This window comes from Caballeronia sp. TF1N1 (assembly GCF_022878925.1).
GTDB lineage: Bacteria > Pseudomonadota > Gammaproteobacteria > Burkholderiales > Burkholderiaceae > Caballeronia.
Genome location: NZ_CP084627.1, coordinates 653,567 through 679,270 on the forward strand (window position 1 = coordinate 653,567; position 25,704 = coordinate 679,270).

Annotated in this window: 25 protein-coding genes; 16 read left to right on the top strand and 9 right to left on the bottom strand. The window is 61.9% G+C overall.

The features are described from left to right. Window positions 1-10: 10 nt before the first annotated feature. Complete coding sequence (locus tag LDZ28_RS32670; protein ID WP_255784629.1) at window positions 11-145, bottom strand: hypothetical protein; 135 nt, start codon at window positions 143-145, stop codon at window positions 11-13. A 165-nt stretch (window positions 146-310) separates the two neighbouring features. Here LDZ28_RS32670 and LDZ28_RS17015 point away from each other — a divergent pair, with 165 nt between their 5' ends. Beyond that, window positions 311-1,279 (top strand): GlxA family transcriptional regulator, encoded by a 969-nt coding sequence (locus tag LDZ28_RS17015; protein ID WP_244829603.1) that lies wholly within the window; start codon window positions 311-313, stop codon window positions 1,277-1,279. Window positions 1,280-1,396: 117 nt separating this feature from the next. Then, the gene (locus LDZ28_RS17020; protein WP_244829604.1) at window positions 1,397-1,894 is read left to right on the top strand and encodes a hypothetical protein; all 498 of its coding nucleotides are present in this window, start codon (window positions 1,397-1,399) and stop codon (window positions 1,892-1,894) included. 116 nt (window positions 1,895-2,010) lie between these two features. Here the strand turns inward: LDZ28_RS17020 and LDZ28_RS17025 are convergent, their stop codons facing one another. Beyond that, a complete protein-coding gene (locus LDZ28_RS17025) occupies window positions 2,011-2,292 on the bottom strand; it encodes a hypothetical protein (RefSeq protein WP_244829605.1) in 282 nt (93 codons plus the stop codon). 231 nt (window positions 2,293-2,523) lie between these two features. Between LDZ28_RS17025 and LDZ28_RS17030 the strand changes: the two genes are divergently transcribed. From LDZ28_RS17030 to LDZ28_RS17040, 3 genes are all read left to right on the top strand, one after another. Then, entirely contained in the window at window positions 2,524-3,141 is a 618-nt protein-coding gene (locus tag LDZ28_RS17030; protein ID WP_244829698.1) for an OmpW family protein, read from the top strand. Between the two features lie 200 nt (window positions 3,142-3,341). Beyond that, window positions 3,342-3,902 carry a hypothetical protein gene (locus LDZ28_RS17035; RefSeq protein ID WP_244829606.1) on the top strand — a complete coding sequence of 187 codons (561 nt, stop codon included), beginning with the start codon at window positions 3,342-3,344 and terminating at the stop codon, window positions 3,900-3,902. Window positions 3,903-4,138: 236 nt separating this feature from the next. After that, on the top strand, window positions 4,139-4,543 hold the full coding sequence (locus LDZ28_RS17040; protein WP_244829607.1) for a GFA family protein: 405 nt from the start codon (window positions 4,139-4,141) through the stop codon (window positions 4,541-4,543). Between the two features lie 4 nt (window positions 4,544-4,547). On the opposite strand, the gene LDZ28_RS17045 is transcribed toward LDZ28_RS17040, so the two are convergent. Beyond that, window positions 4,548-5,558 carry a zinc-binding alcohol dehydrogenase family protein gene (locus LDZ28_RS17045; RefSeq protein ID WP_244829608.1) on the bottom strand — a complete coding sequence of 337 codons (1,011 nt, stop codon included), beginning with the start codon at window positions 5,556-5,558 and terminating at the stop codon, window positions 4,548-4,550. 176 nt (window positions 5,559-5,734) lie between these two features. On the opposite strand from LDZ28_RS17045, the gene LDZ28_RS17050 reads away from it, so the two are divergent. Further along, on the top strand, window positions 5,735-6,553 hold the full coding sequence (locus LDZ28_RS17050) for an NAD-dependent protein deacetylase (protein WP_244829609.1): 819 nt from the start codon (window positions 5,735-5,737) through the stop codon (window positions 6,551-6,553). 44 nt (window positions 6,554-6,597) lie between these two features. On the opposite strand, the gene LDZ28_RS17055 is transcribed toward LDZ28_RS17050, so the two are convergent. Next, window positions 6,598-7,842, bottom strand: coding sequence for an aminotransferase class V-fold PLP-dependent enzyme (locus tag LDZ28_RS17055; RefSeq protein WP_244829610.1), 1,245 nt, complete (start codon window positions 7,840-7,842; stop codon window positions 6,598-6,600). Between the two features lie 264 nt (window positions 7,843-8,106). On the opposite strand from LDZ28_RS17055, the gene LDZ28_RS17060 reads away from it, so the two are divergent. Continuing rightward, window positions 8,107-9,810, top strand: coding sequence for a methyl-accepting chemotaxis protein (locus LDZ28_RS17060; RefSeq protein ID WP_244829611.1), 1,704 nt, complete (start codon window positions 8,107-8,109; stop codon window positions 9,808-9,810). Between the two features lie 160 nt (window positions 9,811-9,970). On the opposite strand, the gene LDZ28_RS17065 is transcribed toward LDZ28_RS17060, so the two are convergent. The 4 genes from LDZ28_RS17065 to LDZ28_RS17080 form a co-directional block, all read right to left on the bottom strand. Then, window positions 9,971-10,408: a PRC-barrel domain-containing protein gene (locus tag LDZ28_RS17065; RefSeq protein ID WP_244829612.1), complete on the bottom strand. Its 438-nt coding sequence runs from the start codon at window positions 10,406-10,408 to the stop codon at window positions 9,971-9,973. A 162-nt stretch (window positions 10,409-10,570) separates the two neighbouring features. After that, a complete protein-coding gene (locus tag LDZ28_RS17070) occupies window positions 10,571-10,786 on the bottom strand; it encodes a DUF2945 domain-containing protein (RefSeq protein ID WP_244829613.1) in 216 nt (71 codons plus the stop codon). A gap of 57 nt (window positions 10,787-10,843) precedes the next feature. Next, the gene (locus tag LDZ28_RS17075; protein WP_244829614.1) at window positions 10,844-11,266 is read right to left on the bottom strand and encodes a DUF1810 domain-containing protein; all 423 of its coding nucleotides are present in this window, start codon (window positions 11,264-11,266) and stop codon (window positions 10,844-10,846) included. A gap of 20 nt (window positions 11,267-11,286) precedes the next feature. Beyond that, a complete protein-coding gene (locus LDZ28_RS17080) occupies window positions 11,287-12,219 on the bottom strand; it encodes an aldo/keto reductase (RefSeq protein WP_244829615.1) in 933 nt (310 codons plus the stop codon). A gap of 388 nt (window positions 12,220-12,607) precedes the next feature. On the opposite strand from LDZ28_RS17080, the gene LDZ28_RS17085 reads away from it, so the two are divergent. Further along, window positions 12,608-13,843 (top strand): glycosyltransferase family 9 protein, encoded by a 1,236-nt coding sequence (locus LDZ28_RS17085; RefSeq protein ID WP_244829616.1) that lies wholly within the window; start codon window positions 12,608-12,610, stop codon window positions 13,841-13,843. Window positions 13,844-13,904: 61 nt separating this feature from the next. Beyond that, window positions 13,905-15,773 carry a DUF3857 and transglutaminase domain-containing protein gene (locus tag LDZ28_RS17090; RefSeq protein ID WP_244829617.1) on the top strand — a complete coding sequence of 623 codons (1,869 nt, stop codon included), beginning with the start codon at window positions 13,905-13,907 and terminating at the stop codon, window positions 15,771-15,773. 7 nt (window positions 15,774-15,780) lie between these two features. Here the strand turns inward: LDZ28_RS17090 and LDZ28_RS17095 are convergent, their stop codons facing one another. Next, window positions 15,781-17,691, bottom strand: coding sequence for an SUMF1/EgtB/PvdO family nonheme iron enzyme (locus LDZ28_RS17095; protein WP_244829618.1), 1,911 nt, complete (start codon window positions 17,689-17,691; stop codon window positions 15,781-15,783). Between the two features lie 361 nt (window positions 17,692-18,052). Here LDZ28_RS17095 and LDZ28_RS17100 point away from each other — a divergent pair, with 361 nt between their 5' ends. The 7 genes from LDZ28_RS17100 (at window position 18,053) to LDZ28_RS17130 (ending at window position 25,679) form a co-directional block, all read left to right on the top strand. Continuing rightward, window positions 18,053-18,490, top strand: a complete 438-nt coding sequence (locus LDZ28_RS17100) for a DUF4399 domain-containing protein (protein ID WP_244829619.1) — start codon at window positions 18,053-18,055, stop codon at window positions 18,488-18,490. Between the two features lie 36 nt (window positions 18,491-18,526). Then, complete coding sequence (locus LDZ28_RS17105; protein WP_244829620.1) at window positions 18,527-18,973, top strand: DUF4399 domain-containing protein; 447 nt, start codon at window positions 18,527-18,529, stop codon at window positions 18,971-18,973. 334 nt (window positions 18,974-19,307) lie between these two features. After that, the gene (locus tag LDZ28_RS17110; protein WP_244829621.1) at window positions 19,308-19,592 is read left to right on the top strand and encodes a hypothetical protein; all 285 of its coding nucleotides are present in this window, start codon (window positions 19,308-19,310) and stop codon (window positions 19,590-19,592) included. Between the two features lie 27 nt (window positions 19,593-19,619). Beyond that, complete coding sequence (locus LDZ28_RS17115; protein ID WP_244829622.1) at window positions 19,620-19,901, top strand: hypothetical protein; 282 nt, start codon at window positions 19,620-19,622, stop codon at window positions 19,899-19,901. A gap of 241 nt (window positions 19,902-20,142) precedes the next feature. Beyond that, the gene (locus tag LDZ28_RS17120) at window positions 20,143-21,609 is read left to right on the top strand and encodes an efflux transporter outer membrane subunit (protein ID WP_370652200.1); all 1,467 of its coding nucleotides are present in this window, start codon (window positions 20,143-20,145) and stop codon (window positions 21,607-21,609) included. A 202-nt stretch (window positions 21,610-21,811) separates the two neighbouring features. Then, window positions 21,812-24,328: an FHA domain-containing protein gene (locus LDZ28_RS17125; protein ID WP_244829700.1), complete on the top strand. Its 2,517-nt coding sequence runs from the start codon at window positions 21,812-21,814 to the stop codon at window positions 24,326-24,328. Then, window positions 24,306-25,679, top strand: coding sequence for an HlyD family efflux transporter periplasmic adaptor subunit (locus LDZ28_RS17130; protein WP_244829623.1), 1,374 nt, complete (start codon window positions 24,306-24,308; stop codon window positions 25,677-25,679). The genes LDZ28_RS17125 and LDZ28_RS17130 overlap by 23 nt, the downstream gene beginning before the upstream one ends. Window positions 25,680-25,704: the final 25 nt, after the last annotated feature.

Consider the following 25,704-nt stretch of genomic DNA (forward strand, 5'->3'; position numbering starts at 1 on the left):
TGAAGGTTGTTCAACTGATATGGCTCGGCGAGATGGGATCGCTTGCCGGAAAAGTTTCGGCCAGCGCTTCATCGAGCAGATACTCCTGCAAGTCGGCATGCGCGCTGCGTTCGATATCGACGCGGGTGTTTGCTGATGTGTCCATTGCACTCGCCTCCGTGGCGTGAGACATTGCGTTGCATTGCGTTTCGATGAGTATCAGTGTCGGCAAAACGCGCGGTCGCGACAATGAAAACGACGCGTCGAACTCTGCCAGTCGCACGCTGTCTTCTGCCATGTGTTTTCAACGAGCTAAAAACCGCCTTCGCCGATGCCCACCGTTGCCCTCGCGATCTTTCCCGGCGTGCAGGCGCTGGACGTAGCCGGCCCCGTCGATGTCTTCGCGGAAGCCAATATGTTCGTACCCGCCGCCGATGCCTACGCAATCACGCTCGTCGGCCCCGAAGCGCTTGCGGTGCGCGCATCGAACGGCACGCGGCTGTTGGCGGACGTCTCATGGCATGAAGCGCGCGGGCGCTACGACACGGCGCTCGTCGCGGGCGGTCCGGGTCTGCCTTTCGATGAACCCGATCCCGATCTCACCGCCTGGCTCGCCGATGTCGCCGCAAAATGCGAGCGGTACGGCTCGATCTGCACGGGCGCGTTTGCGCTGGGTCACGCGGGTCTGCTCGACGGGCGCGGAGTGACCACGCACTGGCAGAATGCGCCGCGTCTGGCCGAGCGCTTTCCACAGGCGCGCGTGGAGCTGGATCGCATCTATATGCGCGATGGGCGGCTCGTGACGTCGGCCGGAGTGACGGCGGGTATCGATGTGGCGCTCGCGCTCGTCGCGGAAGATCACGGGCCGCGCGTGGCGCTCGCGGTGGCGAAGCGCCTCGTCGTGTTCGCGCAGCGGCGCGGCGGACAGTCGCAGTTCAGCCCTTATCTGAGCGCGCCTGCCGACGAGACATCGCCGGTGGCGAAAGTGCAGGGTTACGTGATGGAGCACATCGGCGAAAGGCTCGCAGTGTCGCAACTCGCAAAGGTCGCGGGCATGAGCGAGCGCAATTTCGCGCGGGCCTTCGTGCAGCTCGCGCAGATGACGCCGCACGAGTTCGTCGAGCGCGCGCGGGTCGATGCTGCGCGCAACGCGCTCGAAAGCACGGATACGCCGCTCAAGACCGTGGCCTACGAATGCGGCTTCGGCACCGCGGACCGCATGCGCCTCGTGTTCATGCGGCGGCTCGGGGTATCGCCGAACGATTATCGGCTGAGCTTCAGGACACGCTTTTCAAAGTGATGGAACAGGCGTCGCCGTGCGTTCGTTAAAATTGGGATAACGAGGCGTGCCACTGTTGCGGCTTTTCTTGCTGCGGGCACGCTGCATCGCAAACTAAATCGACAGACGGAAGATCGAATGACGACACAAGCGTCCCACGTGCAGGACCCCTTCGAGCGGCGCGCATTACTGCTGCATCTCGGCGATGTGCTGGAAACCGTGTTCTGCCTGAGTCAATGCGCCGATGACTATCCGAGCATCGCCGATGCGGTGCGTGGCACCGATGCGCTCGCGGACTTCACGCTGCTTGGCTTCGTCGCGGGCGACATGACGCCGCGCGAGTTCATCCGGCGCGCATCGGGCGCGTTTTTCGTGTGGCCGAAGGCGCTGCTCGACGAGACGCTCAATCGGCCGATGCTCGCGAATACCGTGCGTCACGATCTATTCGAAGACAACGCGAAAGGCTGGGATGCGTATGTCGAGGAACGACGCCGCGAGGTGGCTTGGTTTGGCGAGGACTTGCCGGAGGCCGAGCAGAGCACAGCGTCATTGGACGCAGCCGAGTCCGGCAATTCAGCGAAGACGTCGCGGTATGCGACTTGGCCGTGGCCGGATAAGGCGAAGGATGCGTCATAGCGTGCCAAGCAATGGTCGATGGGGCGAGGACATTGGCAGCCTGTTCGTAACGCATCGAGGCGCGCGGGCCTATGGACACGTCCGCGTTCTGCGATCGTCCCAACCCCGCACGAAGCTCAGGGCTTCTTGCTCATACTGCCCGCGCCCGCATCCATTCCCAGGCCATTCGGCCGATCCGGCGCGGGTCCCTTTCCCGCCGAGGTCTTGCCCGGCGTCGTCTTGAGCGCATCGCTCGCCGATGCCGCCGCTGCGGCAGGTGGCGTCGAGCTGTGTTCCTGATAAGCCGGAGTACTGTCGTAGTGCAGCTTGTTCGGTTGCTGGGCGCTTGCCACGACTGCGATGGTGCCGCCGAGCAGTATCCCCGCCGTGCGGCTGAGTGCGCCGATTATCGGTTTCATGTATCGCCTCCCGTTGTTGTGCGCCTGACTGTAGCCAGCAAACAACGGACCCGCGAACATAGCTTGTTCTCGCGCAAAGTCACCCGCAGGAGAGCAGACGACGGCGTCTTGCCTTGACGCGCATCAACGCCGGGCTGTGCTGCGCTCGGGACAATTCCTGTGCAGGACATCGATCCAGAACAGGGAAAACCAGCAATGAAAACAGTGAAAGCAGGCATTAGCGCCATTGTCATGGCATGCGCGGCATTGTGCGCGGGCATGGCACACGCGGCGGAAGATTCGTCATCGAACGTTTCGATGGGCGGCATCCATGCAGGCGACGTGCTCGTGCGGTTGCGCGCCATCAGCATCGAGCCGCAAGTGAGCGCGGGCGGCGCGCTCGGCACGCTCAACACCGACGTTAATAACTCCATCGTTCCCGAACTCGACTTCACCTATATGATCCGCGACGACATCGGCGTCGAGCTGATTCTCGCGACCTCGCGGCATCAGGTGACATCGAGCATAGGCGGGCTCGGCGGCGTGGGCGTGTTGCCGCCGACCTTGCTGTTGCAATACCACTTCAATCATGCGGGACGCGTGCGGCCCTATGTCGGCGCGGGTATCAACTACACGCTCTTCTACAACGACAAATTGAAAGCGGGCGACGCCGATGTCTCCATCAAGCACAGCAGCTTCGGCCCCGCGCTTCAGGCGGGCGTCGATGTGCAGGTCGCGAAGAATCTGTTCGTCAACGCGGACGTCAAGAAGATCTGGATGCGCACGAGCGCGTCGGCGGGCGGCGTCGATCTCGGCTCGCTCAAGATCGACCCGTGGGTGTTCGGCGTTGGCGTGGGCATGAAGTTCTGAGGGCAAAACAGGCGGCGACCGACCCGTTTTATCGAAAATTGGCGGATGAAGCCGGTGCTTCTGGCGTGGAACACTTTGCCGGCACGGTATTCTTGCAGCAGGCCCGGCGCAGACGCGCGCGGTCACCTGCCGCCTGAGGCCGGCGTGACCCCGTGCGAGCTGCAACGACTAATAACACCGCATCGGGGAAACGCAAGCCAATGAGACCTTCCACTTACGCGGGATTCGCTTTGCTCGTCAGTTGTGGCGCGGCCTTCGCGCAACAACCGCTCGCCTTGCCCGGCCGCAGTCAGAGCACGGGGCAGCAGAGCGTCGACAACGCGGCCTGCTACGCCTATGCCAATCAGACGACCAAGGTCGTGATGGCGCGCGAGCCGCAGACCGCACCGAAGAACAACGCCATCGAGACGCGCACGCTCGGGGCTCCGCGCCCGGTCGAGCCGCCGTTGCCGCCGGTTGCATCGGGCGCGCTGGCCGCGTCGGCGGCGCCGGCATCGGGCGCATCCGCGACGATGGCGGGCCGGCCCGCAGGCGCTTCGGCGACGGTTGCCGCGGGCGCATCGGCGCCGATGGGCGCATCCGGAGCCGCGGTCGCTGCAGGTGCTTCGGGCGCATCGGGCGCCGTGGCGGCTTCGGGCGCATCGGATGCAAATTACGCCGAGATGAAAATGCCGCCGATGCCGCCGCCCGAGCCGCCAATGGTGCGCTACTGGCGCGCGTACGGCGAGTGCATGCAAAATCGCGGTTACTACGTTCGCTGAAGCCGAGGCCGCCGATGAGCGCATTCGCTCGAGTGCGCTCGTTGCATCGGCTAATGCAGGGTGCTTGCCGCGCTCGTGGCTATACGGCTGAAGACGGTGAAAGAGCATTCAACTCTTGCGGACGCGGCCAGACAACACGGCCCAGGCAGTCTGCATCTTGCGACCTACGCTCATAACGAACGCGCCCGAGGGCCAAGCGATTAGAATCTCCTTGCAGCGCAAAACGGAGACTTCAGATGAACGCCATGACGTCCCTTCACGAAGGCCAATGCGCGTGCGGCGCGGTGCGCCTTGCGGTCTTCGCGCGGCCGCTGCAAGTCAATCTCTGCCACTGCATGACATGCCGCCGCATTCACGGCGCGCCGTTCGGCGTCTATGCCATCTTCGAGCGCGACGCCGTGCAGATCACGGGCGATACCGTCGCGTGGCAAAGCTCGGAGACCGGGCATCGGCATCATTGCCTGACGTGCGGCTCGCCGATCTATCTGGCCTTCGACGGCGTGCCGGAAATCGAAGTGCCAACCGGCATCTTCGACGAAACCGGCCTCTTTCCGCCCACTTACGAAATCTGGTGCAAAAACGCCGAGCCGTGGCACGACGCGCAGGGCAGGCCGCGCTTCGCACGCGGCCGACAGAAGTAGTTCATCAGCACTCGACGATTGCCTTCACCACGCCCGCCTTCGGGTCGAGTAGCGACGAGAAGCGCTCGGGCACGTCGGCGAGCGTGAGCCGGTGGGTGTTGAGCGCATCGGTCGGCACTTCGCCGCGACGCATGGCATCGAGCACGGTCTCGAAGTCCTCGGGCGTTGCGTTGCGGCTCGCGAGCAAGGTTGCTTCGCGCTTGTGAAACTCGGGATCGGCGAACGAGATGCGGTCCGGCACGATGGACACCAGCACGTACTTGCCGCCATGCGCGATGAATTCGAAGCCGCGTTCCATTGCGCGCGAGTTGCCCGTGGCATCGAAGACGACATCGAAGAATTCGCCGTTGGTGAGGCTCGACAACTCTTCCTTGTCGCGCTCGCCGATTTGCACGGTCGCGTCCGCCTTCAACTCGCGGCGGCAGAAGTTCAGGCGATCTTCACGCGTGTCGAGCGCGGTCACGTTTGCGCCGCGCAGACGCGCAAAGGTGATCGCCGCCATGCCGATCGGCCCCGTGCCGACGACCAGCACGCGTTGTCCCGACTGCACATCCGCGCGACGCACCGCATGCGCGCCGATCGCGAGGAATTCCACCATCGCGGCCTGATCGAGCGTGACGCCTTCGGCCTTGTGGACGAATTGCGCGGGGAGGTTCAGATACTCCGTGAACGCGCCGTCGCGATGCACGCCGAGCACCTGAATGTTCACGCAGCAATTGGTTTTGCCCTGGCGGCATGCAATGCACTTGCTGCACGACAGATAGGGCATGACATAGACGGTGTCGCCCGCCTTGAGTCCGCTCGATGCATCCGCCTCTTCGATCACGCCGGAGAGTTCATGCCCCATCACGCGCGGATACGACAAGAACGGCTGATTGCCGGTGAAGATATGCAAGTCGGTCCCGCACACGCCGACGCGCTTCACGCGCAGCAGCACTTCGTTGTCGCCGCGCGCGGGCTTCTCGCGCTGTTCGGCCTTGAGGGTTCCGGGGGTTTCGCAGATGACGGTCAGCATGGCGTGTCTCTTTATGTGGTTTGTGTGGGGGCGACAGCGCATTAATTTAGCGATACGCGGCGATCTGGTCAAGCCAATTTGATATTCGATAAAGTGGTAAGGCCGGATTGTGCGTGAGCGCGGCGGCGCGTTTCGCCTTATATTCTGAGCATCTCAATAAGGTTTCAGGACGGCACGTGCTTGCACTTCAGGATTTTGTCGAGCGGCATCCGCGGCTATTCGTGCTGTCGGGCGCGGGTATCAGCACCGAGTCGGGTATTCCCTGTTATCGCGATCGCGAGGGCCAGCGCACGGGCCGTCAGCCGATTCTGCTGAAAGAGTTTCTAGGCAACGACTACGCGCGCCGCCGTTACTGGGCGCGCAGCCTGATTGGCTGGCCGGTGGTGGCGGATGCGCAACCGAACGCGGCGCATCACGCCGTGCGGGCGCTGGCGGCGCGTTCGCGGGTGCATCGGCTGGTGACGCAGAATGTCGATGGCTTGCATACGCGTGCTGGAAATCCCGATGTCATCGAGCTGCACGGCAATCTCGGCCGCGTGCGCTGCATGGCTTGCGGCGCGGCGCTTACGCGCGTGGCGGTGCAGCGGATGCTGGAAGAAGCGAACCCGGACTTTACGAATTACACGGCGCCATCGGTGCCGGATGGCGATGCGCAAATCGAGAACATCGACTTCGCTTCGTTCAATGTGCCGGGCTGCACGCGTTGTGGCGGCGTGCTCAAGCCGGACGTGGTGTTCTTCGGCGAGAGCGTGCCGCGCGCGCTGGTGCAGGACGCGGCAAGCTCGCTCGAAGCCGCCGACGCGATGCTCGTGCTCGGGTCATCGTTGATGGTGTATTCGGGCTATCGATTCTGCGAATGGGCGGCGAAGAGCGGCAAGCCGATTGCGGCGATCAATATCGGCAAGACGCGCGCGGATGCATTGCTTGCGTTGAAGGTCGAGGCGCCTTGTTCGGAGACGCTCGAGGCGTTGATCGAGGGGTTGGATGGGGGGTGAGCGGGGACGCTCGATGCGTTGAACGAGCGTCCCCACGTATCCACTCAGCCCGCTTCACCCGCCATCGAATCAATCCCCTCCAGCAACCTCTCCGCCTGCTCCATCCGCGTAAAAATCCCCGGCGTCACACGCACGACATCGCTTGCATCCGGAATCGGCCGCGCGACCGTGAACACGCCAAACCTGTCCTTCAACGTCTTCACGATGACATCGCTCGCCAGTCCTTCGATGCGAAACGCAGTGATACCCGCCGTCATCGATGCATCCGCTGGCGTCATGATCCGCACGCCCGGCAGCGCGCGCGCCGGTTCGGCCCAGGCGTCGCGCAAGGCCCGCAGACGCGCTTCCTTCGAGCGCGCGCCAATGCGCTGATGCAACTCCAGCGCCGCCGGCAACGTGAGCCAAGCCGCGAAGTTCGGCGAACCCGTGTGCACGCGCGAACGGATATCGTCGGCGGGCCAGGTCGTATCGCCGAGATAAGGGTCGATTGAACCGAGACGCTCTTTCTTGATGTAGATCGCCCCGCAACCGAGCGGCGCCCCGATCCACTTGTGCAGATTCAACGCGACAAACGGCGCGTCGAGCGTCGGCACGTCGAAGTCGAGCATGCCCCAGGAATGCGCGGCATCGACGATCACGTCTGCGCCCGCAGCTTTCGCGAGCGCCGCGATCTCGCGAACCGGCGGCACCAGCCCCGTCGCAAAACAGACATGCGACAGCAGCACGAGCTTCGTGCGCGGATGCGCTTTCAACGCCGACGTGTAAGCGTCGAGCACGGCCTCGCGCGTGGCAGGCTCGGGCATCGTCATGCGCACCGGCTCGACGCCGCGCCGTTCGCGCAGCCATTCCATCGCATCGCGTCCGCACGGGTAGTCGAGGTTGCTGTAGAGCACGGTATCGCCCGGTTCGAGGCCGTTATAGCCGCTGATGAGCGCAAGCAGCGCCTCGGTCGCGTTGCGCGTGAGCTCGATTTCATCGGCGGAACAGCCCATGGCGCCAGCAAGACGCTGACGCAAGCCATCGTGGATCGTCATCCAGTGAGGACGCACGAGCAGCGTGGTTTCGTGGTTCAGGCGATCGATCCAATAATGGAACATTGACTTCACCGGCTCGGCCATGGCGCCCCAGTAGCCGTTTTCCAGATTGATCAGGTCGTCGGACTGTCTATACAGCCCGCGCACCGCGTCCCACCAGTCTTCGGCATGAGCGATGTTCGTGGCAGGCGCGACGGGTAACGCGGCCAGGGCGGCGTTGAATTCAGGCGTGCGGAAGTCGAGATGTTCGGTCATCGGTCTTTTGATCGCGTGAGGAGCACCAAGTATCGCCGATGAAGTATCGATTGGACAAAGTTACCGCCGTTGCGACGAAGGTATGGACAAAATGCCGACTAATCGTATTTCCGCCCCTTCAGACTTCGCAACCGCCCGCCGTAATAGTTCCTAGAGCGCCAAGCCCCGGATGAGGGCAAACGTTCGCTTGTACGCCGCGCAAGGCGCACGAGTCGAACATACGACGCCGAAACAGTTCCACGAACTGACTGAGAGAACCTTCAAATGAACCTTAGAAACATCACGATCAAGAACAAACTGGTCGCCGGCTTCGGCATTCTTGCCGTCCTCGTGGTGCTCGTCGCAGGCATGTCGCTGCGCTCGCTTTCCCAGGCGACCGACGGCTTCGCGAACTACGTCAACGGCATCAACGCGCGCGCCGATGTGGCCAGTCAGTTGCGCACCGCGGTCGATCGCCGCGCCATTGCCGCACGCAATCTCGTGCTCGTCAGCAAGCCCGCCGATCTCGAACTGGAAAAAGCCCAGGTCACGCGCGCTCACGAAGACGTGCAGGCGCGCCTGAAACAACTCAAGGACATGATCGCCTCGGCGAGCGACACGAGCGAGAAGGCCCGTGGCCTCGTCGCCGAAATGGCGCGCGTGGAAGGCTTGTACGGCCCGGTGGCGACGGATATCGTCGGCCTCGCGCTCGCCGGCAAGCACGACCAGGCGATCTCCAAGATGGACGACGAATGCCGTCCTCTGCTCGCCCAACTGGTCAAGGCCACCGACGACTACGCGAGCTACACGGCCACGCGTCGCGAAGAGATCGTGCGTGATTTCGAAGCTCAGTACGAAATGCAGCGCAACGTGCTGATCGCGCTGTGCTCGTTCGCCACGCTGTTCGCGGTGGCTGCGGGCTTTGCGATCACGCGTTCGATCACCCGGCCTATCGAGGACGCAGTCGAGATCGCGCAAACCGTGGCGCGTGGCGACTTGCGCAGCACGATCATCGCCGATTCGAAGGACGAGACTGGCGACTTGCTGCGTGCGCTTGCCGAGATGAACGAACGCCTGACCGAAACCGTGAGCCGTGTGCGCGACAGCAGCGGCGCGGTGGGCGGCGCCGCCAAGGAGCTGGCCACAGGCAACACGGACCTGAGCCAGCGCACCGAAGAGCAGGCGGCGTCGTTGCAGGAAACGGCGGCGAGCATGGAGCAATTGACGTCCACGGTGCGCCAGAATGCCGACAACGCGCATCAGGCGAGTTCGCTCGCGTCGAATGCCTCGAATGTCGCGCGAAAGGGCAGCGATGTGGTCGGTCGCGTGGTCGACACCATGCACGGCATCAGCAACAGCTCGTCGAAGATCGCGGAGATCACGGGCATCATCGAAGGCATCGCTTTCCAGACCAACATTCTGGCGCTCAACGCGGCCGTTGAAGCGGCGCGCGCGGGTGAACAGGGACGCGGCTTTGCGGTCGTGGCAAGCGAAGTGCGCAGCCTCGCGCAGCGCTCGTCGTCGGCGGCGAAGGAGATCAAGGAACTGATCGCCGATTCCGTCGAAAAGGTGAAGGACGGCTCGGCACTCGCGAGCGAAGCCGGTACGACCATGACCGAAGTGACACAGGCCGTGGCTCAGGTGACCGACATCATGTCGGAGATCGCGGCGGCATCGGCGGAGCAGGGACGCGGCATCGAGCAGGTGAATCAGGCGATCACGCAGATGGACGAGGTCACGCAACAGAACGCGGCGCTCGTCGAGGAAGCCGCGGCCGCATCGCAGGCGCTGGAAGAGCAGGGCCGTCGCCTGAACGAAGTCATGGCGTTCTTCGTGGTCGAAGGCGGTGGTGTTGCGCCCCGGTCGTACGCGCCTGCCGTGCCCGTGGCGCGTACTGCCGCGCGCGTTGCCGCACCCGCGCGTACGCGGCGTGCCGCGCCCGTGGCGACCGCTGCGGCGACGCATGGCGATGAGTGGAGTTCGTTCTGACCGATCGCGCGCAGTAGCGCGTTGAAGCTGCGTCGGACCGATGCCGTGCGTAGCGGCGTCGAACGAACGCCGCTACGGCTTTGAAGCGTGCTTACTTCGATACGACGAACTTGCAAGCGGCCTGCAGCGGCGCAAACCTCACGCCGCTGCCTGCCAAGCATCAGTGATGTTCGAACTCCGCACGCGGCTTCGGCGTTGCCTTGACCTTGGTGTACTGGAATTCGGGCAGGGCCTTGATCGCGTCCTTCGTCGCGCCGGGCAGCACGAGCTTGCCGCCCTGGAAATCGAGTTGTTCGACCGGAATGGCGACGTCGTGATGCGAGACGCCGAGGAACTGGTTTGCCGCGATGATCGCGAACGAAACCGAACGGTCTGGCGCCACGATGATGTCGTGGATCACGCCGACCTTCGCGCCCTGTTCATTGAAGACGGGCTTGTTGAGAATCGACTTCCTGACGCTCCAGCCGTCGATGATGGCGGTCGATACCTCGACCGATACGCCGAGCGTCTGTGCGCCTGCAACTTGCGCGTAGGACGCGGTGGAAGTCAGGCCAATGGCCGATGCGGCGAAGAGCAGTGCCACGAGTTTCGAGTTCATCTTCCAATCCTCAAAAGATTTGGCAAATCAGTTCTTGGGAATTGCGCGAATCTAGCGCGGTAGAAGTGTGAACGTTTATTGCGAATTTTGCAGGGAACGTGCTCATACCCACGGCGTGCACCCGCTTGGGGCGCACGCCGTGACGCGGAAATCGAAGAAAATTCAGTGTGAAATGCGTTTCAGCGCTTCCGCTTTGTGCACGGCATGCTTGCCGCTCTTGTCGCTTTCCACCTCGTAGTGCGGATCGGACTTCGATGCATTGACCGTATGGCCATCGACTGTCGTGCGTTCGTGGATCACTTTCACGACATGGCCCGTGGTCTCGCCCTGCGGCGTATTCCAGCTAACGTGATCGTGCAGCTTGAGGGATTGAGTCATCGCGTCTCTCCATCGTTGAAGTGCCAACGAAAGCGCAACGGCCATGCCCACGCGCGGCTACTTAAAGCGGGCGAGCGTCCCTTCATCCTCGTGGCCATCGAAAAAGCGTTGCAGCGCGTCGTTAAAGATCGCGGGATCGGGCGCGGTGCGCGCGAAGAGCGTCATCGACGAATGAAACTTCATGTCGTCCGGATACCCAAAAATTTGCTCGACGCTCGAATTCTTCACGCCGTTGACGATGCCCGTCAATTCGACGAGCCGCGCGCCGAGCACAGGATGCGCGATATACGCTTCGGCTTCCGCGCGGGACTGGATAGCGTAGTGCCGCGCCATGTGGCTATGGCCGAGACCTGCGATTTGCGGGAACACGAACCACATCCAGTGCGTGCGCTTGCGGCCGGCGGACAACTCGGCGCGCACGTCGTCGATGACGGCTTCTTGTGCATCGACGAAGCGTTGAAGATCGAAGGTATCGCTCATGGCATGTCCTGGCTCTCTAGTCACGCGACGGCATCCGCGATGCGCTTTCGCAGCGCCGCATCCGGATAATCGCCAATGCCCGCGCGCACGTTGTCGATCATGTACTCGCGCCGTCCGGTGCCCGGAATCACGCAAGTGACGGCGGGGTTTCCCAACACGAATTTGAGCAGAAGCTGTGCCCAACTCGTGCAGCCCAAATTGGCCGCGAACGCGGGCAGCGGTTTTGCGCGAAGCGAGGCGAGCAGCGAGCCGCCGCCGAACGGCTGGTTGACGAGCACAGCGACACCGCGCTCGGCGGCAAGCGGCAGCAGCCGTTCCTCGGCGTCGCGGTCGTTGGCCGCGTAGTTGATTTGCACGAAGTCCACACGCTCGGATCGCAGCACCGCTTCGACCTGCCCGAACGCGCTCGACGTGTAATGCGTAACGCCGATATAGCGCACGCGCCCGGCCGCTTTCCAATCGCGCAGCGTGGCGAGTTGCGTGCGCCAGTCGAGCAGATTGTGGATCTGCATGAGGTCGATGCGCGGCGTTTTGAAAAGGCGCATCGACTGTTCCATTTGCGCGATGCCCGCCTCGCGTCCATCGGTCCACACCTTGGTGGCGATGAACGCCTTGTCGCGTGCGTGCAATTCGGCGAGCAGGTCGCCCGCGACGGCTTCGGACGAGCCATACATGGGCGATGAATCGATCACCGAGCCGCCCGCCGCGAACAGCACGCGCAGCACTTCGGCGAGTTCGCGACGGCGGGCGGCGTCGTCGCCGACGTCGAATGTGCGCCACGTGCCGCAGCCGATTACAGGCAGCGCTTCGTTGCTCGATGGAATCGGGCGCTTGTGCATGGGCGTCGACTGCGAGGGCGCGATCTGCGCGACGAGCGGGTTTGTCGCTCCGGCGAGCGCCGCCGTGGCCGCGACACGCAGGAACCGTCGGCGATCCGGTGAACGGCCGTTCATGGCAGAGAAGAACCATGACGCCGTGCATGGTTCGAGTTAGGCAAAGGCATCATCGATCAGGCTCCTGGCGAAGACATGCAGGAACAGATGCAATGTCTGGTGCAACCCGCGTCTCGCAGCAGGATAACCCGATACCGAAACGAACAATGCCGGCGCTACTTCTTCCTGGGCTCGTCGAGACAGACTCGGAAACGGTTACCATAACCGGCGCGTTTGTTTCACGTACGTGCTCGCCTGATCGATACGCTTGCGTCTATGCTCGGAAGTCGTACCCGGCAACGAAAGCTCGATCTGACATTTTTTTGCAGCTAAGGCGAACCGTGCAATTAGCATGTGCGCCCGAGCGCCGGCATTCGCGGCTTCGCTCTTCGCACCTTGCAAAACAAAAATGAGTCTCCCAGACGCCCAGAACTTACCGCTCAACATAGACAGCGTGCGCGCCTTGCGCGTGGCCGGGCGCGCCGTCGAAGCGCAGGCCATGATCACTCGACTCGCCGCCTTGCCCGATCCCGGCGTATGGATCGGACAACTCGGCATCGACTTGAACTATCTCGGCATGCGCGAGCTTGCGGAACGTTGTCTCAGGATAGCGCTTACGCATGACATGTCTCCCTTCGTGCGCTACCAGCTCACCGAAGAACTCGCGATGGTGCTTTACTCGAGCGGCAAGTATCACGAAGCGCATGCACTGCATCGCATCAACCGCGATGTCGGACGCGGCGAGTCGCTTCTCCACGTGCTCTTTAGCGGTGACATGCCGTGGATCGACTTGGCGCGTCCCAAGCTGCTCGGCATAGACGAACCCGTTGCCGGCAAGTCGATCTTGATCTCCATCGAAGGCGGCTTCGGCGATTTCGTGCTCTATTCGCGCTACGTCGATGCCTTGCTGCGGGAAGGCGCACGCGAGTTGGTCATCGAAGTCTTCGACGAGTGGCGCGATGTCGTCCGCCCGCGCGAAGGCGTGCGTCTTGTCATCCCGACGGCCGAGCAACGTGCGCACGAGATGCAGCATTGCGACCGCATCACGTACGTGTTCAATCTCTTCGCGCGCTATCAGCATTCGCCATATTTTCCGATGGAGAGTCCCGGCGGCATGATCGCATGCAATCCCAATCGCGGCTTCCCGCACGAAGCGCTTGCATCGATGCAACGCGAACCGAAGCGGATGAAGGTCGGTATCGGCTGGCGCAGCGCCAGCAACGTGCGCCATGAGCCGTACCGGTCGATGCAACTCCAACAACTGGCCGCGTTGTTCGCCAATCCCGATTGCCGCTTCTACTCGCTTCAGGTCGGCGCGCTGACCGATGACGAACGTGCGTTGATGCAGGCGCACGATGTCATCGACATGGCGCCGTATCTCGCGGCTTTCGGCGATACGGCATACGTGCTCGACGAACTCGATTTGTTTATCACCATCGACTCCGGTCCCGCGCATCTTGCAGGCGCGTTGAATCGTCCCGTATGGGTGCTGCTTGCAAACGCGTGCGATTGCCGCTGGTATGACTGTCAGCGCTTCACGCCCTGGTATCCGTCTATGCGGCTTTATCGTCAGACGCAACTCGGCGACTGGTCGCATCCGCTCGACGAATTGCAGGCCGATCTGGCGCAGCTCGCTGCACGCTGACGCCGCTCGACCCCGGCGCGCTTCATGTACGATTGACGCAGCTCCCACATGCGCCCGCGACATGACTCGTCTATCGATCCGTTTGGTTCTCGTCCTGGCGCTCGCGTCGACTGGCATTGCGCATGCCGCATCCGGCGACGACGATCCATCGACCGTTATCAGCGACAGCCACGAGTTCGTCGTGGCGGAAGACGGTTCGGTGACCGAGGACGATACCACCGTGTTGCGCGCGAACACGTCGGCCGGCATCGACGAAATTGCGCAGCGTTACGTCTGGTACGACCGCAGCGTGTCGAACGTGGAAATCGTCGAAGCCTATTCCGTCGATGCCAACGGCGCGCGTCACGATGTTTCGCCCGAGCAGATTCGTGACATCCAGGAGCCGCGTTCGGCTGGCGCGCCCACGTTTCAGGACGCCAAGCTGCGCGCGGTGATTTTTCCGGCGGTGGGCATCGGCTCGACGGTGCATCTGCGGTTTCGCAAGAGCCAGGCGAGCCCTGTCATCGCAGGGCAGTTCAACTATTACGTCGATCCGGGTTCGCGGCCGGTGCTTGCACAGCGGCTCATCTTCGATCTGCCCGCGACCAAGCCGCTCTTCGCCGATGCGCGCGGTTATGAAGCCGAGCCGCCCGTCACCGCGAATGGCCGCACGCGCTATGCGTTCGATTACCGTCGCGAACACATTGCGCGCATCGAAACCGGCTCGGTCGCTTACGCGCAATACGGCGACCGTCTGATGGTGTCGACGTTTCCCGATTACGCGAGCTTCGCCGCGAGCTATCGCGAACCCTCCGTGGACCCGAGCACGAAAGATCCCGCCGTGATCGCGTTCGCGCAATCGCTCACACGCAACGACGCCGACGCGCGCGCCAAAGCAAAGACGCTCTACGACTGGGTACGCCGCAATATCCGCTATGTCGCGATGTTCATCGGTCAAAGTCCCGCCGTGCCGCATCGCGTGACGGAGGTACTTGCGAATCGTTATGGCGATTGCAAGGACCATGTCGCGCTGTTCGGCGCGTTGCTCGATGCCGTGGGCATTCGCAACGAGCCCGCGCTGATTGGCCTGGGCGCGGTGTATTCGCTGCCTTCGGTGCCAGGCTACGGCGCGGGCGCGATCAATCACGTCATCACATGGATGCCCGATCTGAATCTATATGCGGATAGCACGGCGGCGAGCGTCGAGTTTGGCTTTCTGCCACTCGCGGACATGGATCGCCCGACCGTGCTCGTGAATGCCGGCAAGCTTTCGCACACGCCATCCACGCAGCCCTTATCGCGCGCGGCGCGATTGCAGATCGACGTGGCGCCCGGAGGCGTCGCCAACTTTGCGTATTGGGTCGAGGATGCAGGATGGAGTGCCGAGATCGAGCGTATGAATCTGCGTTCGGCGAATACGGAGCGGCGCGAGCAGATCGCAACGGACCGTCTGCGTTATACGAATCTGCGTGGCGCGGGCGCGCTCACGACCAGCGATGTCGATGCCACGAGCGGCCCCTTCGCCACGACCGTGAACGGCACGCTCGACGACGTGGTCTGGCCCACTGGCACGACCGCGTTGCCCGCGTTGACGAGTCTCTCGGGGGGCATCGCGACGCAGGCGCGCAACTGGCTTGCGGAGCGCGTGCGTACGCAACCTTATCTGTGCATAGGCGGCGTGTTCGACGAGGTAGCGCAGATCGTGCTTCCTCGTACGATGCACGTGGTCGAAGTGCCCGACAACCTCGACCTCGATAGCGGCTTCTTCCGCTTTTCATCGCGCTATCTGTTCGATGCCGCGACCAACACGATTCAGATCTCGCGCACTTTCACCGCGAATTTCGGCAAGCAGGTCTGCACGCCCGAGGACTTTCAGGCGGCGCAGCCGGTGCTTAAGAAGATCGAGCGCGATACGCAAGGGCAGATCATCGTGAAGGCGGCGTTGCGATAGTGTGCCTTCACTGCGCGTCACGCGCCACACGAAAACCGTTCTGCGATTGCCTCACGCTCGAGCTGTATTTGAATCGCGTGGCCGATTGCATATAGCTCGCGCCTTCGCGCCACGAGCCGCCGCGAATCACGCGCACTGAACATGATGGATCGTCCCACGCGTGGCCATCGGCCGGTGCGCCCTTGTAGTTGCCGTGCCAGCAGTCGGCGACCCATTCCCAGACGCTGCCGTTCATGTCGTGGAGACCATACGGATTCGCGGCAAATGAGCCTACGGGCGTCGGCGCTTCGGGACGATAAGGCTCGCCGCAATCCTTGCAGTCGGCGTTGCCTTTCTTCATTTGATCGCCCCACCAGTACGTGCTCTGCGTGCCGCCGCGCGCCGCATATTCCCATTCGGCCTCGGTCGGCAGGCGATATGCCTTGCCGCCCACCTTGCTCAACCATTTGACGTAGACCTGCGCGTCGTCCCAACTGACGTTGCGCATCGGCGCATTGGCGGGCGGCGCGTTGCCGGCGTCGCCATCGGGTGAGATACGTGTGCAGGCGCCGGCATCGACGCATGCATTCCATTGTTCGATCGTCACTTCGTATTTGCCGATGAGATACGGCTGCGCAATGGCCACGCGATGCGGCGGCTTTTCTGCGGGATCGTCGTTGTTGCTGCCCATGGTGAAGCTGCCAGCCGAGAGCGGGACCAGCGCGGGACAAGACGGGCAGTCTTTTACTTCGGCCCCAGCGGAAGTCTTCGCTGCGGGTTTGGATGCGACTGCGACTGCGACAGTGGCAGTCGTGGTTGCCGGTGCAGGCGTGGGCGTGGGCGCGGTTTGACGCGGCTTTTCAGCGACGACAGGCGGCGCGGGCTTCGGCGTCGGCGCCGGAGTAGGCGAAGCTGGCAACTGCGGCGATGCCGCGGGCTTCGCACTTGCGGCCGCCGCACGCAAGCGATCGATACGCGCCTTGGCAAGCGTGGCGAATCGTCCATTCGGATACGCCTTCAAATAGGCTTCGTAATCGCTTGGGTACGTGCTGTCCTTGATCGATTCCCAGAAGGTCAGTTCGTATTGCTCGCTGCTGTCCTTGGGAAGAATGCCTCGCGTATGCGTACCCGTGGCGGATTGCGTCGCATCGATGGCGTCCGTGGAAGCTAACGACATCGGCGCGAGTGTGAATGCGGCATCGAGTGTCGATGCGATCCACGGCCGTTGGCTATCGTGCGTCAACTGCGCGACATTTGCGGCGGCTATTTCGAATACCCGGGATGTGGTGCGTGCTTCGCCGGACATCGCTCGTAACAGCGCGGCGGTGTAAAGGCCGTTGCGTTCCGTCTCGGCGGCTTCGGTCGCAAAAGTAGTTGCGTACGCAACCAGTGTGTTCGCGGGCAAAGACATGCTCTCGGTGGGCGTAGCACCGAAGGGATCGTTCAGACACATGTCGAGCACGACGATGTTCGCGGCGTCCGGACGGCGTTGCACCATGCGCGCCACGACATCCTTCACCGGAATACCTTTCTCGACCAGCGTGACGGGCGCATCGGCGCGGGCATCGAGCGGGGCGAGCAGGGCATCGCCGCCTGCCTGCAGACCGTGGCCCGCAAAGTAGACGAGCGCGGTATCGTGTGGACCGAGTTGCGTGACGAACGTGTCGAGCGCGTCGCGCATGGCGGTCTCGTTGAGATCGATACGGCGCGTCACGTTGAATCCGAGCGACGTGAGCGCAACGCTCATATCGTATGCGTCGTGCTCCGCGGCCGGCAGCGGGGCGTCGCCGTAGTGCGTATTGCCGATAACGAGCGCCATGCGATTCGCATGAGTGTCGGCGGCCGCGACCGAAGGTCTCTCAAGCGGTGGATCAGAAGGCGCTGCGAACGCGCCGCCCATCGTCACGAACATGCCTGCGATGAAGAGAGTCCGCCACATATTCACACCCTTTCGGTCCGGCTTGATTAGGGGCGCGCCGTTCGCGCGTCTGTCGTTGTCGCCTGGATGCTCATGCAAAGTCGGCGCATGCGAGGACCATGCATTTGCCGTCGCGCTCGTGCATCTGCAGCACAAACAAAGATAGCACGCGGTCAGTCGGCACTTAAATCCCCATTAAGCAGGTATGCGTGATGAGGAGTGCGCTTCCGTTCTCTGGTAAGTATCTTTTTTAAACGTTACGTTCTAATCTGAAAACCTGACGACGGCTTGATCGCTCCACGCACGAGCGTACGACAGTATCTTCAGCGCTCGCACATTCGTCAGTCCTTCATGTGACTGTTCATCAAGAGGCATGCACAACATGTTGAGAAGAACCGTGCTTGGCGCACTGGCTTCACTCGCCGCCGTCGCCGCCGATACGTCTTTTTCCGCCGCGCGTCAGCGCACTCCCGCTCCGCCGAACGCTGAGGCATACATCATCTGGCCGCCCGACGGCGCCGTGATCTCGGGCGGCAAACTCTGGGTACGCATGGGACTGCGCAACATGGGCGTCTGTCCGAAGGGCGTGGACATGCCCAACGTCGGACATCACCACTTGCTGATCGATACGGATCTGCCGCCGCTCGATCAGGAGATTCCCTCCGACCGCAATCACTTTCACTATGGCGCGGGCGAGACCGATGCGCGCCTGGAGCTTCCGCCGGGCAAGCACACGCTACAGCTGCTGATGGGCGACTACAACCACGTACCGCACGATCCTCCTGTTTATTCCAAGAAGATCACCATCACGATGAAATGAAGCATGCACGGCAACCGCGCAGCCGAGGGGAATGACATGAAGAACCGAACCGTCAGCGCAATCGCGCTATCACGTTTTGCATTGCTTGCCGCTGTGTTTGCAGTGCAATTCGCCGTAGCGGGGCCGACGCCGGCGCCCGCCAACGCTTACGCCTATATCGGCTATCCAAACGATGGCCAGACCTTCGCGGCGGGCAAGCCTATTAAGGTGTGGTTCGGTCTACGGTACATGGGCGTGGCGCCGCGCGGCGTCAAATTCCCTAACACGGGGCATCATCACCTGTTGATCGATACGGACTTGCCGCCGATGGATCAGGAGATTCCGTCCGACCGCAATCACTTGCACTACGGCGCGGGCGAAACGGAAACGACTATCGAACTTCCGCCGGGCAAGCACACACTTCAGCTCTTGATGGGCGATGACCGGCACATCCCGACCGACCCGCCTGTGTATTCGAAGAAGATCACGATCTACGTCAAGTAAGCGGCGCGCGCATGCCTTAAGCGCCGCCTTTCCCTGTTGATACGCCATATCCGCAGACGTTTCGCGGATGAGAGCGTTCGTCTCGGGCCCAAGAAAAGCGATGTCGTTCGATAACGGACAGTTGGAGTCCGAAGTGTTGGTAGAAGACCATCATCAGTGGGTTGAGTTTTAGAGCGCATTACGTCGACCGTGCTTATGTGCGACAAGGCTTTGCTAGATATTTTTCCGCATCGAACGACGACTGGCACACCCTATGCATTTAACAGCTCACGCAAACAAGTTGTCGCCAACCACCACCCGATGCGCAAAGCGCGAAGTCCCAAGGAGAACCGCCATGACCACGCTGACCATTCAAGACCTGCCTGTTACCGAAGAGCTCGATCGCCAGACGATGTCGGCCGTGCGCGGCGGCATGTCGTTCCTGTTTCCCGGCATCGACATCACGAAGTTCGAATCTTCGTTCAGCACGCAGCAACTGATCGGCCAGACGCAGAACACGGTGAATCAAAACGGCGTGGGCGTGGCCTTCGGCGGCAACATGATGTCGAACGTCATGCCGAAGCAGGAAGCGCAGAACATCAGCACCGTCAATCTTGGCGCCCGTCCCGTACTGAGCTAAATCAACCTTATCCAGGAGCCTTCGATCATGTCCACTCTGACCATCCGCGATCTTTCCCATCAAGCCGAAATGGACCGTGACGAAATGTCGGCCGTGCGCGGCGGCATGAATTTCCTCATGCCGTTCTATAGCAGCAGCGCGTTCGATCTGAGCGGTACGACGGAACAACTCGCAAACCAGACGCAAAACACGTTCAACCAGAACGGCCTCAACGCTGCGTTCGCAAGCGCCATGACCTCGAACGTCAAGCCGAAGCAGGACGCACACAACGTCAGCAACATCAACGTGTTCACGCCGTTTGTTTCGTGAAGCCGGGAATAAAAGCGGCAGTGACGCGGTAGAGCATCAATGTGGTTACGCGGTAAAGGCGAGGCACGGGGAGTCTCGCTTGCAATACCCGCCCGCCGTTCGCAAGACGGCGGGCGGCCTCCGATTCGATCCGTATGGCATCCCGTTCCGCCTTGTGATTTACTCGATGAATCGACGAGCCGGGCCGCGACGCCTCCACACTCAACCTGACCGTCGGTGCGCGTTCACCGGGAGCGAGATCGTGCAAGCCTTGTTGCCATCGTTGCGCTTTGGCTCTTTGCGCTTAGGCTCTTTGCGCTTTGGGCTGCTACGCGTCGGCCTTGCAAGCGGGCTTGCTCTGCTCGCCGGTTGCATCGACGTGAAGGTGCCGACTTATCAACGCCCGGACACGCCTGAGAAGACCGCATTCACCAAGATCGACGCGCCCAAGGTCGCAGCGGCTGCCACCATTCAGCCCGACTGGTGGAAGCAGTTCCACGATCCCGCGCTGGATACGCTCGTCGGCCAGGCTATCGACAACAACTTCGATATCAAGGTGCTGGCCGCGCGCATCAACGTAGCGGGCGCGCAGATCGGCGAGGCCCGTGCGGGCGCGTTGCCGTCCATGGATGCGGGTGCGGGCGCGAGCTTCGAAAAGACCACCGGCCAGATGTTTTCGAAGCAATACAACCTGGGCACGCAAGTGAACTGGGACATCGACATCTGGGGCGCGGTGGAAAAAAGCGTGCAAGCCCAGAAGGCCGAATTTCGCGCGACCGAGGCCGACTGGCGCGCGGGTTATCTCGAACTCGTCGCCAACGTTTCGACCACTTACTTCCAGATTCTTCAGTTCGACGATCAGATCGAGCAGCAGAAGAAGACCATCGCGACCAACCGGCAAATCCTGACGATCTTCGAGGGCATGGAAAAGAACGGCCTCGTGCCCCATACGCAGGTTCTGACGCAGCGCGCGGAATTGAACCGCCTGACGCGCGATCTGCTGGAATTGCGCCGTTCGCGCGATCTTGCCAATAATGCCCTCGCTACATTGACAGGCGTTCCCGCAGGCGAATTCAAGCTGCCGGAAGGGCATTTGCAAACGCGTGTGCAGGCGCCGCCGGTGCCGTCGGGGCTGCCATCGCAGTTGCTCGCACGGCGTCCCGATCTCGTCGCGGCGGAGTATCGCGTGCTCGAATCGTATGACCTCGTCGGTCAGGCGAAGCTCGCGCAATTGCCGACCATCAGTCTCACCGGGCGCGGCGGCAGCGCCAGTTTCGCGCTGACGGACCTGCTCAAAACTTTCACCTTCAGCTTTCTGCCAAGCATCAACATCCCGATTCTCGATCCGAGCGTTCGTGCTCACGTGAAGACCACCGAAGCGCAAACCACGGTCGCGGAACAGCAATATCGCAGCACCGTCATGAGCGCCTTCGAGGAAGTAGAGAATGCGCTCGTGAATCTCGATTCGCATACGAAGCAGCGCGTCGAGTTGCAACAGGAAGTAGAGCATCTGACCATCGTCGCGGCGCAGATCGACGCGCAGCTTAAGGAAGGCGTGATTTCTCAGCTGGAAGTGTTTGAAACCGAGCGCACCTTGCTTGCCGCACAGCTTGCGCTGCTCGCCAATCATCAGCAGATCCTGTCGGATACGGTGACGCTCTATAAGGCGCTCGGCGGCGGATGGCCAACGGTGAATGTTCAGAACGCATCCACGGATACACCTCAGTGAGCAATCCTCAAGCTTTGCTAACGCTCGTTCCATATCGCCTCAAGCGGCTCGCGTATGGCGTTTTAAGCCAGTGCTGCACGATTGACTACGATAATGCGTGACTTAAACTTTCAACACCCGCCGCCACATAGCTCGGCTGGCGGGACGACCCATCCGCTCCATGCGCCGCTCAAGGCTCGTGGACTCACTTCGTGACATGGACATGGCTCCAGGCGATCCGATAGCGGAACAGCAGCCGAACGTGGGCGAAGCGTTCGATGTCGTCCTGAAGCCGCTCGCCCGCAACGGCATCGGCGAGAATCTGGCGGAGATTCGTATCGACGAAAATCTCTTCGCCATTGGCCGTGCGGAAGCACCGTTCGATACCAGCCCGCCCGAAGCCGTCGCCCAACTCTCGCGTCGTCATGCGCGCATCTTCATCGAGCATGGCCTCGTCTATATCGCCGATCTCGGCAGCAAGAACGGCACCGCCGTGAATGGCACACCCGTGCGCGAAATGCCCGTGCGCGTTCGTGCGGGCGATGAGATCGGGTTCGGCAACCGTCTCGCATACCGCGTGCAATTTGCACCGCGCAAGCGCCGCAACGTGGCCGTCAAGCCCTTGAGCATCACGCTCGTTCCGCAGCGCAACGACCTGAACTTGCAGCCCGTCGAACTGCTGCAATTCCCGTTTCTCGTGAGCAAGAGCGACGCTACGTTTGCGCGTCATCGAGAGCAGTATCCACATCAGGTGAATTACGTATCGCGGCGGCATGCGCACGTGTTCGTCAAGGGCGCGGCGCCGTTCGTCGAAGACCTTGGCAGCACCAACGGCACCTTCGTGAATGGCGCGCGCCTGGGCGAGTCAGCGGTCGAACTGAAGAACGGCGACACGCTTGCCTTCGGAGGCACGCATTTCGTCTATGTCGTGCATCTGCATGGCGAAGAGAGCGAATCGACGCTCACGGAAATGGCTGCCTCGCATGCCGACAAGAGCTTCGACAGCGACAAGACGACCTTCGTCGGATCGGCGCACTCGTTCCTCGATATCTTTTGCGTCGATCAAGCTGCGGCGATCGAAGACGAAATCAATCTGGATTCGCAGCCTGTCCCCGCAAAAGAAGCCGCTCCTGAAAAGAAGCGGCGTGGCAAGACGGCGCTCTTCGTTTCCGAATTGCATACGGCCTTCGCAGGCGATGACCGTCGTACAACGCGCCGCACGCGCATGATTGGAGCGGGTGTGCTGATCGCGATGCTCGCCGGTGGTGCGGCGCTCTTTTACAGCGGATCGAACGAACGTCAGGCGAAATCGCTGCTGGCGCAGGGCGACTATGCACAAGCTGCGAGCGTCACTAGCGACTATCTGCTCACGCATCCGCAAGACACGCAATTCGCCGCGATGAACACGGAAGCCGTGCTCAAGGGAAATGTTCCGCGCTGGCTGGCCGCGTTGCAACATGGTGACTTCGCGAACGCCGACGCCATCATCGCGCAGATGAAAGCCCTCGGTCAAAACAATCCCGATGTGCGCTCCATGATCGACGAGCTCGACTGGATAGGCAAACTGGAGAGCTTCGTGATGAGCCGCGGAGGTCCTGATGCGCCCATTCGCATGTATGACGATGAAGGGCGGATCGGCGCAATTCTGAAGCACTGGGAAGCGGATGCGTCGGGGCACCAACGCGATCTCGACCGGCTTGCGGGCTATGTGCCCGAGTTTCGCGAGCCGTATGCGCTTGCACTTAGTCATCTGCGCAAGCTGCAGAGCGACGACTCTGTCTACCTCGCGGCTATCGAGCGATTGAATGCGACCATCGTTAAAGGTCTTGCGCAAGACGATCTCGATTCAATCGACGGCGCGCTCAAGGATTATGCGGACAAATATCCGCGACTGGGCGGCCTCGATCGCGTGCGCGCCGATCTCAAGCGCTATGCGGATCTGCGCAGCGCGGCGAGCGGCACGAGCCTCGCACCGCTTGCCGCATCCGTAAATACGGCGAATTTTTCGACGCCGCCTTTTCAGGAGCGGTATCAACTGATCAGTGCGGATCAACTGCCGCCGCCTGAGGTGCTCAGACAATACGCTGCAATCGCCGATGCCTGGCGCGACGGCAAGACGCCGGATGCGCTGGACGGGTTGCAGAAATTGCCGCAAGGCTCATGGTCCGCGACGGCGCAGAAGGAACTCGCGCACAAGAAAGCCGTGGCCGCGCAATACGCCGATTTGCAGAAGGCGCGCGGCACGAAAGCTTATGACGAAGCGCTGCTGTCCTTCTACGAAACGCTCGATCTCGATAGCGACACGTGGTTCGCAAACAAGGTCGTGCCTGATGTCGCTTCGCTCCGGGACAAGGCTGCTGCGCGCGCGCAAAGCCTCATGTCGCAAGCACAGACGCTATGGAATCAGTATCGGACGAACGGTGGCATCGGCGGATCGCAACGGCTCGAATCGGGTGTGTCGGACACGTTCCGCAGTCAGGCGCGACTTCTCACCGATGCCGAGGATGCGGCCACACGCGGCATGCGCATCTTCCGGCAAGTGAAGGCCGACAACGGTAAGTGGGCGGCGTTTGCAAGCGAGATAGACAACGAGGCGAGCCTGCAGCGCCGCTCGCTGCAGGATCTGCGCATGGTGCTCGAACCGCAGTTGCTCAAGACCAAGCTCGGCTTGATCGGTGCCAACACCATCACGACGGCAACCACGGGAGGCACGAGCGGTGAAGAAAGACGCGCACCTTAAACCTTTATCGGAAGCGCTGGTCGATCATGGCGCGGAAGGTATCGCCATACTCACGGCCGAGCCGCTGCGCCTGACGCAAGCCCTCATCTATACGATGGTCGCGCTGGTCGCGTCCGCGCTCGTCTGGTCGTTCGTGGGACATGCGGATGTCACCGTGGCCGCGCAAGGCACGCTCGCGCCGGAGTCTGAAGTGCGGCGCTTCTACGCGCCGATCGACGGCGAGCTTGCCGAGCTTTTCATCGCGGAAGGCCAGCCCGTACGCAAAGATGACGTCGTCGCGCGCCTCAATGCACGTGGTGCAATCGAAGCGGCGACCAATGCGCTCGAAGCGCAACTCAAGCTCGACGATGCGGAACGCGAATGGAAGCAGTTCCCCGAGAAGAAGCTGCTCATGCAGCGCAAGATCGTCGCGCTGAAGAATCAGATGGAAGTGGAAGAGCATCAGCATCAGCAGCGCGTGAACGAAGGCACGAGCAAGCTCGCGGAAGGACAGAAGGCGCAATTGCAGGAACAACGCAGCGTGCTCGAAAACGCCCGCCGCGCACGCGATGCCGCGAAGACCGAACTCGACCGCTTCACGCGGCTCTTTGCCTTGCCGGGCGGCGGCGGGGTGTCGGAATCGCAAGTGGAAGTCAAACGCAACGCGTATCTCGAAGCCGATGGCGGCTATCGCGTGGAACAGTCGAAACTCGCAGAACTGGATTTTCGTCTAAGCCATGAATTCACGCAGGCGAAGGCGCAACTCGAAACGAGCGGACAGGAATCGACCAATCTGCGCTTGCAATATGAATCTGCCATGCGCGAAGTGGCGAGCACGGAAGACAAGTTGCGTCTGCAACTACAGACCGCGCGGCTCGTGGCGGATGCTGCCGCGCGCATCAAGTTCGAAAATATCGACAAGGATAATTTTCTGCTGATACTCGCGCCGGTATCGGGCGTCGTCACCGATGTGACATCCACGCAGACCGGTGACAAGATTCAGGCAAACACGCCGCTGGGCGGCATTGCCCCCGCCAACGCCAGGCCCGTGTTAAAGATCGAAATTGCGGAACACGATCGTGCTTTTCTTCGCGAGGGACAGCACGTCAAGCTCAAATTCAACGCGTTTCCTTATCAACGCTATGGCGTGATCGACGGCACACTCGCGTTCATCTCGCCCGCGACGAAGCCGAGCCCTGGCACGAAGCAGCCTGTCTACGAAGGACGCGTGACACTCGATCGCGACTTCTATCAGGTGGCCGACACGAAATATCCGCTGCGTTACGGCATGACCGCCACTGCCGAGATCGTCGTGCGCGAGCGCCGGCTCATCGATCTTGGGCTCGACCCCTTCCGCAATGTGGCGGGATAGGGAAGGAGGGTTACGCACGCGGAAC